The sequence below is a fragment of the Erysipelatoclostridium sp. DFI.2.3 genome (genome assembly GCF_019132535.1).
Classification (GTDB): Bacteria; Bacillota_I; Bacilli_A; order Erysipelotrichales; family Erysipelotrichaceae; genus Clostridium_AQ; species Clostridium_AQ innocuum.
In genome coordinates this window covers 1-11,956 of record NZ_JAHOOJ010000019.1, presented here as the reverse complement: position 1 = coordinate 11,956, position 11,956 = coordinate 1, and the positions used below count along the sequence as shown (strand labels likewise).

Below are 11,956 nucleotides of genomic sequence, written 5' to 3'. Positions count from 1 at the left end.
GTGTGGGATTATTGACAGCAATCAGAGACACAAAAACGTATGTAAGAGAATAGATGAAAAGAGGTTTGAAAAGATATGCGAGGGAAAAGTATAAATTTATTTTTGATGGATGGAGAACCAAATGGCAGAATGAAATGCACTCTTGCTAATTGGACAGGAGTTGCTTATAAAATCCCACGAACAAAGCTTGATAGCTGTAAGGGACGTGATGACCTTTCGCAAAGTGGTGTGTATTTTCTCTTTGGTATATCTGATCAAACAGGTGAAAATGTAGTTTATATTGGACAGGCTGGCGTTCGTAAAAATGGCGAAGGGATACTATATCGCTTGCAAGAGCATAAACGCAATCCTGAGAAAGATTACTGGACGGAAACTGTGGTGTTTACCACTTCAAATAACTCTTTCGGACCCACAGAGATAAGCTATCTTGAAAATAGATTTACAAATATAGCTAAAGAGACAGAACGTTATGTTGTGAAAAATGGTAATGACCCTACACCCGGCAACATTACAGAGGAAAAGGAAAGCGAACTCGAGGAATTCATTGATTATGCAAAAATAATTATGGGTACGCTCGGGCATAAGGTGTTTGAACCCCTTACAGACTCTAAAACAATGGTTGCTCCAAATAGCGATAGTGCAGAAAGCGATAATAAGATTTTTTATATAAGACGTAGCGGTGCAGATGCAAAGGGCAAGTTAACTAGTGAAGGTTTTGTTGTTTTAGCTGGTAGCAAAATTAGAGCAGATATTGTTCCAAGTTGCCCAGATTATGTGAAAACTGAGAGGAAAAACAATAAGGATAATATAGACGAGAATAGTATTATTAAAAACGAGATATTATTCAAATCGCCATCAAGTTCAGCTGCTTTTGTACTTGGTGCATCAGCAAACGGAAATATCGAATGGAGAACGGATGAGGGTAAGATTTTGAAGGATGTTGAAAATAGCTAAAATTAGATTGTGATTCACAAATAATAGAGAGTCGTAGATTTTTTATACTCCAGAAAATCTGCGACTTTTTTGTTGGAAATAAATGGTTTTATTTTATAGTCACTTTATGCATATGAAGAATTTGTTCTGCAAAAGCATTTGTAGAGAGTTTTATCACCTTGTCAAATAGGTTCAAGTTCAGAATTACACCTATACCATCGAACAATTAAAGTTGTTTTACAATATGAATTTATAAATGTTATCGTAATAATTTAAAAAAACAAGCCCGAAATAATACTTTTTTGGAATGCATTGAAAAAGCTAAAGAAGTATGGTATAATAAATTATCTGATTTGTGTAATTTAGTAAAGGGAATGCAGACAGAGGAGATTTAAATGCTGAAAAATAATATAGAAGTAGACGTAAAAGTAAAATGTATAGAAAGCGGTATGACGCAGGCACAGCTTGCAGAGAAGATTAAAACAACAAGCCCGTATGTCAACCGCATCATCAAAAAGCAAGATGGTGTTGTGAACAAGACCTTTGTACAAATGCTGGAAGCCCTTGGGTATGATATTGAACTAACCTATGTAAAGCGAGAGGATTAGGAGGACACCACAGTGGATAATTATGGAGAAATTCTTATATATCAGTCTGATGATGGATTAACAAATATTGAGGTTAAAGTCCAGGATGAAACGGTGTGGCTTACACAGCAACAGATGGCAGATTTATTTCGGACATCTCGTACTAATGTTGTGGAACACATAAAACATATTTATGATGAAGGTGAGCTTGATGAAAATTCAACCTGTCGGAAATTCCGACAAGTTCGGAAAGAAGGAAATCGTGAAGTTGCAAGAGAGATGCCGTTTTACAACCTTGATATGATTATTTCCCTTGGATACAGAGTAAAATCTTCCATTGCAACTAATTTTAGACGATGGGCAACAGAACGCTTGAAAGAATATATGATTAAGGGATTTACAATGGATGATAACCGCCTAAAGGAACTGGGCGGTGGCGGATATTTCAAAGAACTGCTGGAACGGATTCGTGATATCCGGGCATCAGAAAAGGTATTTTATCGTCAGGTATTAGAAATCTATGCAACAAGCATTGACTATGATCCCAAAGCAGAGGTTTCTATTCAGTTTTTTAAGAAAGTGCAGAATAAAATTCACTATGCTGTTTCCGGAGAAACAGCGGCAGAGGTAATCTATCATCGTGCGGATGCCGAAAAAGACTTCATGGGATTGATGTCATTTTCAGGAGAACAACCGACTTTAAAGGAAGCGAAAATTGCAAAGAATTATTTGGATGAGAAAGAACTGCGTTCAATGGGTCAACTGGTTTCGGGGTATTTGGATTTTGCTGAAAGACAGGCAGAACGAGAAGTGCCTATGACAATGGAGGATTGGGCAAAGCATCTGGACGGGATTTTGACTTCTACAGGAGAAAATCTTCTCACTGGAAATGGCACGGTTAGTCATTTACAGGCGATGGAAAAGGCTAAGACGGAGTATAAAAAGTATAAGGCAAAAACACTTAGCAGTGTGGAAAAGGACTATTTGGAAAGTATAAAGTTACTGGAACAAAAAGGGAAACAACAAAAGTAAGTTGTTCGGAAAATTTGAGTAACTGCTCCGTTGAACTGTTCGGTAATTTCGAACAGTTCAAGGTTATGGATGCTTAATATGAAGTTAGGAGAAAATAGGATGGAATATACAAACAATGAAAAACACGTTCTCTCACTTATGGATAGGACAGATTTTAAAAATTTATCAAAAATTGATATATTAAGTTATGCATCAAAACTGAACGAACTTCGCCCAGAAGTAGCACAGCAGGTACTTGCTCAATTTCCCGAACTGGCAAAATTAATTCAAGCGACAATGGTCGAGTATCAAGGCATTCTTGAAAAAATTGTTGCAAGTGATGATGAAAGCACTAAACAGGTTTATGCCATTTTAAATAAAGAAATTGATGCCGCATCTGAAAGCAGAAGAGAGTTCATTGAATATGCTGATAAAGTACGTGCAGATTTAAGTAAGTGTCTTGATAATCCTAATTTGACTCCAGAACAACAGAAGGATGTTATTGACCGCCAAATGGAAATTTTTCATGCGGTAGATAAAAAAGATACCGAGATACGAGAGCAGGAAATGAAATCTGCTTGCATGGCTGACAAGAAGGACACTGAAAAGAAAGAGTTTAACTGGAAGATCATTAGTGCTGCAAGTTTTGTTTTAATGACAGCGGTCGGAATAGGCACAGCGGCATTGGGCGGTAAATTTGACATTAAATTATTGAAGAAACAATAGAAATTAAGTTGCCGGTTCCCCTATGAACAGACCTCAATTCCCCAAATGCTGTTGACCGATTGCTAACTGGAGAACGCCCAGAACTATGAAAAAGCCATAAATCTCCTTTGACCTATTTACTGAAATACAGGAATTTTCTAGGGATTTAGGCATTGACTTGTTCGTTAATACTCAGTGGATTTGGTGGACTTATTACCCACTATAATGAGCGGTTAGGCTCCAAGATTGCTATCAAGACTACCCGCTCAAGCCATGTTGAGTCCATTGTTCTGTTGCGAAAAAGATAAAAAATTAAATCAGTTTTATAGAGATGTAAGTTGTTGATGATAACTTGCATCTTTTTCATATGTTAAGATTGGAGTGATAAGGATAATAAAAAATGATACATGTAGAGAAGATACCAGTTAAAAATAAAAAGAAAGAAGTAGTAAGAATTGCAGTATATTGTAGAGTAAGTAAAAATGTAGAAGAACAACGTTCGAGTTTAAATATTCAAATTGCATATTTTAAAGAACTTTCTAATAAAGTAATAGAAATCGATTAAGTTGAAGTGTATTACGATGTTGGAAGAAGCGGGTTAAGAAAGAATGGAAGAACAAGCTATAAAAAAATGATCGAAGATGGATTAGAAGGCAAATTTGATTACATTATTACAAAATCAGTTAGTAAGTTTGCAAGAAATACATTGGATATTTTGAAAGATGTGAGGGAACTACGTAAACATAATGTGTATTTTGATAAAGAGAAAATAGATACAGCAAGAGCAGACTCTTTCGAAAAGTATAAATGTGAAATAGGGCATGAGAGTAAAGATGAAACGAGGTGAATTACCTGTGAAGACAGTGTATGGATATAGAAAAATTAATAATGAATTAACCATATTTGATAAAGAAGCCAATGTAGTAAAGTGAATTCTTCATGAATATTTAAGAGGAAGAACTTTGAAGCAAATAAAAGAACTATTAGAAAATTTCAATATTAAATCACCATCAGGAAAAGATAAATGGGATTGCAAAACAATAAACAATCTACTATCAAATGAAAAATATATTGGAAATGTATTTCAACAAAAAACATTTGTATCAGATGCTTTGACTGGGAAAAGGGAAGCAAATATTGGACAAATCGAAAAAGTCTATATTAAGAATAATCATGATTTCAAAAGAATATTTTGAAAAGGTTCAAAAATTTAAGAAGATGAGATCAAGATGTATTTTTGATGAAAAAGGAAACAAAGTAATAAGACATAATCAATACAGAAGTAAGTCGATTTATTCTAATGTGCTTGTTTGTGGATATTGTGGAGCACCATATAGAAGAAGAACTGAGAGAGGTGAGATTGTTTATAGATGTGCAACAAGAATGGATAAAGGAAGAGGTAAATGCCCTTATTCAATAACATTAAAAGAGAATGATGTAAATGAAATTATTGCGCAAGAAAAAAATAGTAGAAATTTTGATGAAGACTTTGAACATATTGGAAGAGTAGAGGTTTAGAAAATAAACTAATTTTTAGTATCAATGAAAGTAATAAATGAAAAATGATGTTTATCCTTATTTCAGATTAGTAAAGAATTTGTATACTTGAAAAAAACTAAATGCTTTACCAAAGAAGATCATACAGTTTTATAATAAAGCATTGTAGTAAAATAAAAAAATATGATATATTTAGATTAGTGATAATAAAAAAAATAAGGAGCTAAAAATATGAGTTGTCATAGTATTGGGCATGGATTAAATTCAGTGTCTAAAAAGGTATTAGAGTTGTATGATGAAGGGAAATTTGAATTTAGTGTTGCGAAAGATTTATTATACACCACAAGAAATGCTGTACATTATTGTGATGGAAATACGTATGAAGCGATTGGATGTTTTGATGGATGTAGATGTGCTAGATGTTTAAAGAAAACAAATGATTTATATGGTCTTTATGATGTATTAGATGAGTGTAGCGAGTATTATGATATTTTTAGCAATAAAGAAGATGGAGTGTTATCTGGTGATCTTTGTAAGGATTGTTTTGATGAAATTTCTGAAAAATACCATTCGATTATCAGAGAAGATGAAGTTGTATATTAAAAAAGTTTTACTCGATAATGGGTAAATCTTCAACTTTTAGCGGAATTATTAGCAGATAGAAATAATATACCTATGATATTTGTGAAGCTTAATCTAATATTTTCAACAAGGGATTACTATACACATTGCTTATCTCTTTTAATCGTTCGAGTCACGTTGAGAGTGTTGTCTTGATGTCAAGGGTTCAGAAGTAACATGTGAAAAAGGCTTGAAAATAGGTTGTTTCAAAAATAGATTGTAATTTTTGAGTACATTGAAATCACGATAATGCTTGTAAATCAGGGCATGGAACATATCAATACGGATAGTGGAGTAGGACACATTATCGCTTGCCTATGCGAGTGGAGAATCCCCGTGAATTTTAACGAATAAATTTACTCCACCATTATGTAATGAAAATACTTTTGTCATGTTGTATAAGGCCTTTATTTTACTGTATGTGGAGTTAAAGCCTGATAAAAAAGGCTTTTTTTTATTTATGTCTATTCAAAAATACTGCTTTCATTTGTATTTTAATAAAAAATTATGTTATGCTCGATATGGAATAGAAAACACATTTAAAATGGAATAGGAGAATGTCAAGATGAAGATTAATATAAGTACCATTATAGAAGCGATTGAAATGGCAGATGATAATTTTACATTTTTTTTAGATTTAGAAACTGGAAAAAGTGTGCTGCTTGCTGATGAATTAAGTACCGGTATGGATAATGAGGGGTTGGAAAATGAAATTGAAGATAACCCTGAGCGTTTTTTTAGGCTTCCAACAAAATTTGAAATCCATGAGTATAATATTATGGAAGAGTTTATTCAGACATTAAAAGGTGAAGATGCTGATAAACTGGAACAAGTCATACAGGGACGTGGAGCGTTTCGAAGATTCAAGGATATGGTAAACAGAAGGGGAATTACTAAGCAATGGTATGATTTTCAGGCAGATTATTACAGAAATCTGGCAATTGCATGGTGCCAGGAGCATGGCATTGAATATGTGGAGAACTGCATGTAATTGCAAATCCATGTGGTAAAAGGCAGAAGACCATATATCTATGTACCCCTAGACTGTCTTTAAAAATCGGTTATGGGAAAACATGGCTTATGTCACTTACATAAAGGACTTAGGCCGTTTTCTCTTCTCCTGCAGAACCTTGTGTCTTCCATTTGATGGATAAGATGTTCTGAAAACCAGCAATTTTCTCCTTGCTCTGTTATAGTCGATAATTCATGTAGCCTAAGACACCACTGTTACCGCATGTATTCTGTGAAATATCTCCCTCTTGATTTGCATATACTGCACTGAAGCATGCATTTTGTAAAGGGGGAATATCATGGAGACAAGTATCCGCGTTGAGCAGCTCTGTAAATCCTATCAGGGAACAACGGTTGTCAAAAACATCAGCTTTCAGGTGAATAAAGGGGAAATCTTTGCCTTTCTGGGTCCAAACGGCGCAGGAAAATCCACAACGATCTCCATTCTCAGCACCTTGCTGAAAAAGGACAGCGGGACGGTTATAATCAATGGCTTCCGTTTGGGACAGGAGGATGAACGTATTCGATCAGGTATCGGCATCGTCTTTCAGAACAGTGTCCTTGATGAGTTGCTGTCAGTCAAACAGAATCTGATTCTGCGCAGTGCCCTCTATCATCTGCCGTATAAACAGGCGTGCCGGCGTGTACAGAAGCTATGTGACATATGTGATCTGCACGATATTATGCATCAGCCGGTAGGAACCCTTTCCGGCGGTCAGCGAAGACGCTGCGATATAGCCAGAGCACTGATTCCGGAACCGGAAATACTCATATTGGATGAACCGAGCACCGGTCTTGACCCCAAGGCGAGAAAGCAGCTGTGGGACACAATCAGCGCATTGCATAAGGAACGTCATATGACCGTATTTATGACCACACATTATATGGAAGAGGCTGAAATTGCTGATCATTTATGCATTATCAAGCAGGGAAACATCATCTTTGATAAGCCTATGAAGGAGGTACATAAACAGTATGCCGCAGAGCAGCTGCTGCTTTATCCGGCCAGTAAAGCACAGCTGATTGCAGAACTAAACCGACACCATATACCATTTCATGAGCAAAACGAGGCTCTCTGCATACACACGGGAGGCATGCTGAAAACGATGTCTGTCCTGCGCCTCTGCGAACGCTATATTCAGCGCTTTGAAAACCATCCCGGTAATATTGAAGAACTTTATCTGCAAATGCTTCAGGAGGAACAGGTATGATTTCTTTAATAAAACGGAATATGCTGCTGTTTTTCAAGGATAAGACTTCGGTATTTTTTTCCTTTATGGCAGTATTTGTTGTACTGGGACTGTATGTATGCTTTCTAGGTGACATGATGATCCAGCCGTTAAAGCAGGATTTCCCGGATACGGCAAGAGAACTGAGTGATACCTGGATCATGGCAGGAACTCTGGGAATTGTTTCGCTGACAACCTCTTTAAGTGTACTTGGAATTATTATCGAGGATAAAAGCAGGTCCATACTCAATGACTTTTATATTGCGCCCATTTCGCAAATGAAGGTCACCGGTGCCTATCTCATCTCTACCATATGTATAACATTTCTGGTATCCGTTGTAACGTTGATAATCGGAGAGCTTTATATCGTTGCTTATGGAGGCTCCTTCTTAACACTGTCCGCACTGTTAAAGGTGCTTGCATGCATGGTGCTGTCTATCCTGGCCTGTACGGCAATGCTTTTTTTCTTCATGTCATTTTTTAAAAGTGCAACATCCTTCAGCAATGTCACGACCATTATCGGCACACTATCCGGATTTCTCATGGGGATTTATGTGCCGGTAGGAGCACTTCCCAAGCTGCTTCAAACCGTGATATCGCTGTTTCCACCGAGTCATTGTGCCGCGTTGTTTCGCAATATCATGATGGATGATGTCTTAACGAAAACCTTTCAGTCAATACCGCCGGAGCATTTGACTGCATTCAAAAAGCAGTTTGGCCTTGTCTACAGCTATGGCGGACATACGACCGATACACTGGATCATATCCTGATCATCGCAGGAATGGGACTGCTGTTTTTCCTATTGCAGTATGTAAGGCAGAACAGGAAATAATGCATTCAATACGTTTATAAGAATTATGATTGCTATGTTTTCCATGATTCTTTATATATTTGCATGCCTTTTCCTCGCATCGGCTCCTGTACTTTTCTATTAGAATCTGCTAAGCTTTTGAATATATCCGATAGATACCATAAAAAAAGGATGCATATTAGATAACAGATTTGAAATGAGGCTGAATCTGTGCAATACAGCCCGGTATAAGAAAGGAGTCAGTGTATGGAAAGCAGAAATCATGTAAAGCTGCGTACATTTCAAGAAAAAGATTTTGCAGAGGTGCTGCGGCTGTTTTATGATACCGTGAGAAATATTAACAGCAGGGATTATACGACTGAACAGATTTCGGCCTGGGTACTGGGTGTCAAGGAGAAGCGAATGAAAAGTGCGCTGTTGGCGCATACCACTCTTGTTGCCACAAGCAATCAGAAAATGGTAGGATTTGCGGATATGGATGAAACCGGTTATCTGGATCACCTCTATGTTCACCATCAGCATCAGAAGCAGGGAATCGCCACGATGCTTTGCGATTTGCTGGAAACGGAAACCTCATCACCTACTCTTTCAGTGCATGCATCGATAACGGCAAGGAATTTTTTCCTGCAGCGTGGCTATCGGCTGATTTATGCACAGCAGGTGGAGCGGCAGGGACAGCTGTTGACAAATTTCTATATGAAAAAAGAAAAATAGAGTCATTTCTTTTGGAATAGGACAGGCTGCTGTCATATTTCTCATGATATCATGTGGGCATATAAAGGAGGACATATCATGGAAGAGAGATATTGTCAGTGCTGTGGAATGCCAATGGGAGATACAAAGGAGTTATATGGAACGGAAAAGGACGGATCAAGGTCTGTGGACTATTGTAAATACTGTTATGAACATGGTGCATTTACATCAGATTGTACAATGGAGGAAATGATTGAATTCTGTGTTCCTGTCATGGTTAAGGAAAATCCGGGGATGAGTGAAGATAAAGCGCGGGAAATGATGACGCAGTATTTTCCAACACTGAAGCGGTGGATGAAATAACTGATATAAAATTCAGAATTTACCAAACGACAGTGCACAGCTGTCGTTTTCTGCATACGATATACAGAGGTGATGAATTTGAAACAAAACATAGGATTTATCGGATTTGGAAATATGGCACAGGCCATGGCAGATGGAATGCTTGCGAGTGGAATTGTAAAGGGAGAGCAGCTGTATGCCTGTGCCAGGCAATGGGATAAGCTGTGCAGAAATACAGAAGTGCGTGGGATGCATGCATGCAAACATGCAATTGATATGGTACGGCAGTGTGACATCATCCTGCTCGCAGTGAAGCCTGCACAGATGAGTGAGGCGATTTCCACAGTGAAAGAGCACCTGCAGGGAAAAGCCGTAGTTTCTATTGCGGCCGGTATGTTCTTTGAAACGTATGAACAACTGCTTCCACCACATACACAACATTTGAGCGTGATCCCCAATATGCCGGTATCCGTTTGTGAAGGTGTCATGTTATGGGAACAAAGGAATTCTCTGCAAACAGAGGAGGCTGTGGCCGTTGAACAGCTTTTCTCCGCGATTGCCTTCATAGAAAAGCTGGAAAGTGATCAAATGACAATTGGTGCAACCGTGGCAGGCTGCGGTCCTGCCTTTGCGGCCATGTTTATAGAAGCGCTGGGGGATGGCGCAGTGGCATATGGGCTTGGACGTGAGGCTGCTTACCGGCTTTGTGCGCAGATGATGGCTGGCACTGCAAAGCAGCTACTGGTTCATCCACAGCATCCGGGACAGCTGAAGGATCGCGTAAGCTCTCCGAAGGGAACGACGATTCAGGGAGTTGCAGAGCTGGAGCGTCTTGGTTTTCGCAATGCCCTGATTTCTGCAATCGAACGGATTGAGCAATTTCGGCTGAAGTAGCAGCTTCCTTTATCTGAACAAACAGGTGTTCTTATCGTATTTTTCTTACTTTCAGGCATTTACAAAGGGAGACTATGAATTCTGTTGATAAATATAAGTATGTTGAATTCTCCATAGTTTGAATTTACCACGGTTATGTAAGAATCTCCTTATCTTCCGCTGTCTATTTTTTGAAATATACAATTAAACAAAGGCTACCAATGAATATTATGAATGTCAAAGTTACGTGTGCTTTGTTATTTGGTATGAATTCTCATAGCAGCTCTTTCTGTGTCTGTTCCTTCTGCCGATTGCTTGTCATTAAAAAGGAATCTGGTATAATATAGAGAATTATAGAAAAGAGGGAGATTATGCTGGAAACAAAACGACTTATCCTTCGACCATGGCAGGTTGAGGATGCGGAAAGCTGCTATCGGTATGCGAAAAATCCAAACATCGGGCCCAAAGCGGGATGGCCGGTGCATGAAAGTGTGGAAAACAGCCGGGAAATCATACGGACTGTGCTGTCTGCACCGAATACCTTTGCCGTTGTGCTGAAGCAGAATATGGAGCCCATTGGCAATATCAGTTTAATGATCGGAAAGCAGTGTAATCTGACAAATGCAGCTGATGAGGGTGAAATCGGCTACTGGCTGGGGGAACCGTACTGGGGACAGGGATTTATTCCGGAGGCAGTTCAATGTCTGATACGATATGCCTTTGAAGACTGCTGTTTGAAAAAACTGTGGTGCGGTTCCTTTGAAGGAAATCATAATTCCAGACGTGTACAGGAGAAATGCGGCTTTCATTATGCAGGGTCAGAGGTAAGAGAATGGCCGTTGCTTCAAAAAACACTTACCGGGCATATTATGAGTCTTACCATAGAGGAATGGAAACATTCTACCGGCACGGAAACTAATTAAGCATGCTTTATATATTGTTTAAAGAGAATATTTGACATTTTTCAAAGGGCTGTTCAGCAGCGGAATGGAATATGTCTTTATATTTATGGCAGGCTGCAGGATTCAAATTGCTAGTAAAAACAGACCGCAATAGGTTTTCCTTATCTGCTTCGAAACGAGAGCCTTCATTTTCACAGTCTGAATGATTTTAATACCCGTGAAATTCTCAGAGAATAGCAGGCATCAGGACATGCTGTAACAGATATGCAGCGTATGCAGGCAATATAGGATAGAAGGCACCGGCTTTTGAATTCCTCGATTTTATGGAAGCTGCAGGTGTATCCTTGTTTTGCATGCGTTAGCGCTGAGCGATAACAAGCCCTGCTAATAGGCTTCGGAATCACCTAAAACAAAGGTACTGATTAAACAAAGCAGGAAGTGAAAAATTGATAGCGGAAATGAAGCTGAATATAGAAAAAGAATCCCACATCTGAATATATCCCTTGAAGGAAATTCTTATTTCCGCTCATTTCTTCCTATAAGTCATCTGAAAATATAGGAAGGTATCTCTTGCATGAATACATAATACAGATGGATGCGTAAGGGCTGTTGTATTGCTGAAGTGAAAAGTTAAATTCCACTTTCAAAAGGCGAATAAAAAATGTGGAACTTTCTTCTACAAAAGTCTATACAGAGCATAAATATAGCGTTAGAAAGGGTTTCAAATAGGTAGAAGTAAG

At 38.1% G+C, this 11,956-nt stretch carries 16 protein-coding genes; all 16 read left to right on the top strand.

Annotated features, from left to right (window positions below; genetic code table 11):
* Nucleotides 1-75: 75 nt before the first annotated feature.
* The 16 genes from KSZ58_RS16805 to KSZ58_RS16730 all read left to right on the top strand — a co-directional run bounded on the left by KSZ58_RS16805 (nucleotide 76) and on the right by KSZ58_RS16730 (nucleotide 11,237).
* Nucleotides 76-954: a GIY-YIG nuclease family protein gene (locus tag KSZ58_RS16805; RefSeq protein ID WP_008818834.1), complete on the top strand. Its 879-nt coding sequence runs from the start codon at nucleotides 76-78 to the stop codon at nucleotides 952-954.
* A 374-nt stretch (nucleotides 955-1,328) separates the two neighbouring features.
* Nucleotides 1,329-1,541, top strand: a complete 213-nt coding sequence (locus tag KSZ58_RS16800) for a helix-turn-helix transcriptional regulator (RefSeq protein ID WP_008818835.1) — start codon at nucleotides 1,329-1,331, stop codon at nucleotides 1,539-1,541.
* Nucleotides 1,542-1,553: 12 nt separating this feature from the next.
* Nucleotides 1,554-2,552, top strand: a complete 999-nt coding sequence (locus tag KSZ58_RS16795; RefSeq protein ID WP_008818836.1) for a virulence RhuM family protein — start codon at nucleotides 1,554-1,556, stop codon at nucleotides 2,550-2,552.
* Nucleotides 2,553-2,651: 99 nt separating this feature from the next.
* Nucleotides 2,652-3,257, top strand: a complete 606-nt coding sequence (locus KSZ58_RS16790; protein WP_008818837.1) for a hypothetical protein — start codon at nucleotides 2,652-2,654, stop codon at nucleotides 3,255-3,257.
* 379 nt (nucleotides 3,258-3,636) lie between these two features.
* Nucleotides 3,637-3,801, top strand: a complete 165-nt coding sequence (locus KSZ58_RS16785; RefSeq protein ID WP_008818838.1) for a hypothetical protein — start codon at nucleotides 3,637-3,639, stop codon at nucleotides 3,799-3,801.
* 6 nt (nucleotides 3,802-3,807) lie between these two features.
* On the top strand, nucleotides 3,808-4,083 hold the full coding sequence (locus tag KSZ58_RS16780; protein WP_008818839.1) for a recombinase family protein: 276 nt from the start codon (nucleotides 3,808-3,810) through the stop codon (nucleotides 4,081-4,083).
* 115 nt (nucleotides 4,084-4,198) lie between these two features.
* Nucleotides 4,199-4,432 carry a recombinase family protein gene (locus KSZ58_RS16775; RefSeq protein ID WP_009587747.1) on the top strand — a complete coding sequence of 78 codons (234 nt, stop codon included), beginning with the start codon at nucleotides 4,199-4,201 and terminating at the stop codon, nucleotides 4,430-4,432.
* Entirely contained in the window at nucleotides 4,410-4,754 is a 345-nt protein-coding gene (locus KSZ58_RS16770; protein WP_082420118.1) for a zinc ribbon domain-containing protein, read from the top strand. Before KSZ58_RS16775 ends, KSZ58_RS16770 begins: the two co-directional genes overlap by 23 nt.
* Nucleotides 4,755-4,964: 210 nt before the next feature.
* On the top strand, nucleotides 4,965-5,336 hold the full coding sequence (locus tag KSZ58_RS16765; RefSeq protein WP_008818840.1) for a hypothetical protein: 372 nt from the start codon (nucleotides 4,965-4,967) through the stop codon (nucleotides 5,334-5,336).
* Between the two features lie 583 nt (nucleotides 5,337-5,919).
* A complete protein-coding gene (locus KSZ58_RS16760; protein WP_002607552.1) occupies nucleotides 5,920-6,345 on the top strand; it encodes a UPF0158 family protein in 426 nt (141 codons plus the stop codon).
* A gap of 319 nt (nucleotides 6,346-6,664) precedes the next feature.
* Entirely contained in the window at nucleotides 6,665-7,576 is a 912-nt protein-coding gene (locus KSZ58_RS16755; protein ID WP_008818841.1) for an ABC transporter ATP-binding protein, read from the top strand.
* Nucleotides 7,573-8,427: an ABC transporter permease gene (locus KSZ58_RS16750; protein WP_008818842.1), complete on the top strand. Its 855-nt coding sequence runs from the start codon at nucleotides 7,573-7,575 to the stop codon at nucleotides 8,425-8,427. Before KSZ58_RS16755 ends, KSZ58_RS16750 begins: the two co-directional genes overlap by 4 nt.
* 225 nt (nucleotides 8,428-8,652) lie before the next feature.
* The gene (locus KSZ58_RS16745; protein ID WP_008818843.1) at nucleotides 8,653-9,120 is read left to right on the top strand and encodes a GNAT family N-acetyltransferase; all 468 of its coding nucleotides are present in this window, start codon (nucleotides 8,653-8,655) and stop codon (nucleotides 9,118-9,120) included.
* Nucleotides 9,121-9,198: 78 nt separating this feature from the next.
* Nucleotides 9,199-9,462, top strand: a complete 264-nt coding sequence (locus tag KSZ58_RS16740) for a zinc ribbon domain-containing protein (RefSeq protein WP_008818844.1) — start codon at nucleotides 9,199-9,201, stop codon at nucleotides 9,460-9,462.
* 78 nt (nucleotides 9,463-9,540) lie between these two features.
* Nucleotides 9,541-10,335 (top strand): pyrroline-5-carboxylate reductase, encoded by a 795-nt coding sequence (proC, locus tag KSZ58_RS16735; protein WP_009587701.1) that lies wholly within the window; start codon nucleotides 9,541-9,543, stop codon nucleotides 10,333-10,335.
* A 350-nt stretch (nucleotides 10,336-10,685) separates the two neighbouring features.
* Nucleotides 10,686-11,237: a GNAT family N-acetyltransferase gene (locus KSZ58_RS16730; RefSeq protein ID WP_008818846.1), complete on the top strand. Its 552-nt coding sequence runs from the start codon at nucleotides 10,686-10,688 to the stop codon at nucleotides 11,235-11,237.
* The last annotated feature ends 719 nt before the right edge of the window (nucleotides 11,238-11,956 follow it).

Coding starts and splice junctions, on each gene's coding strand:
- KSZ58_RS16805 (WP_008818834.1), top strand. CDS start 76: ATGCGAGGGAAAAGTATAAATTTATTTTTGATGGATGGAGAACCAAAT.
- KSZ58_RS16800 (WP_008818835.1), top strand. CDS start 1,329: ATGCTGAAAAATAATATAGAAGTAGACGTAAAAGTAAAATGTATAGAA.
- KSZ58_RS16790 (WP_008818837.1), top strand. CDS start 2,652: ATGGAATATACAAACAATGAAAAACACGTTCTCTCACTTATGGATAGG.
- KSZ58_RS16785 (WP_008818838.1), top strand. CDS start 3,637: ATGATACATGTAGAGAAGATACCAGTTAAAAATAAAAAGAAAGAAGTA.
- KSZ58_RS16770 (WP_082420118.1), top strand. CDS start 4,410: ATGATTTCAAAAGAATATTTTGAAAAGGTTCAAAAATTTAAGAAGATG.
- KSZ58_RS16765 (WP_008818840.1), top strand. CDS start 4,965: ATGAGTTGTCATAGTATTGGGCATGGATTAAATTCAGTGTCTAAAAAG.
- KSZ58_RS16760 (WP_002607552.1), top strand. CDS start 5,920: ATGAAGATTAATATAAGTACCATTATAGAAGCGATTGAAATGGCAGAT.
- KSZ58_RS16755 (WP_008818841.1), top strand. CDS start 6,665: ATGGAGACAAGTATCCGCGTTGAGCAGCTCTGTAAATCCTATCAGGGA.
- KSZ58_RS16750 (WP_008818842.1), top strand. CDS start 7,573: ATGATTTCTTTAATAAAACGGAATATGCTGCTGTTTTTCAAGGATAAG.
- KSZ58_RS16745 (WP_008818843.1), top strand. CDS start 8,653: ATGGAAAGCAGAAATCATGTAAAGCTGCGTACATTTCAAGAAAAAGAT.
- KSZ58_RS16740 (WP_008818844.1), top strand. CDS start 9,199: ATGGAAGAGAGATATTGTCAGTGCTGTGGAATGCCAATGGGAGATACA.
- KSZ58_RS16730 (WP_008818846.1), top strand. CDS start 10,686: ATGCTGGAAACAAAACGACTTATCCTTCGACCATGGCAGGTTGAGGAT.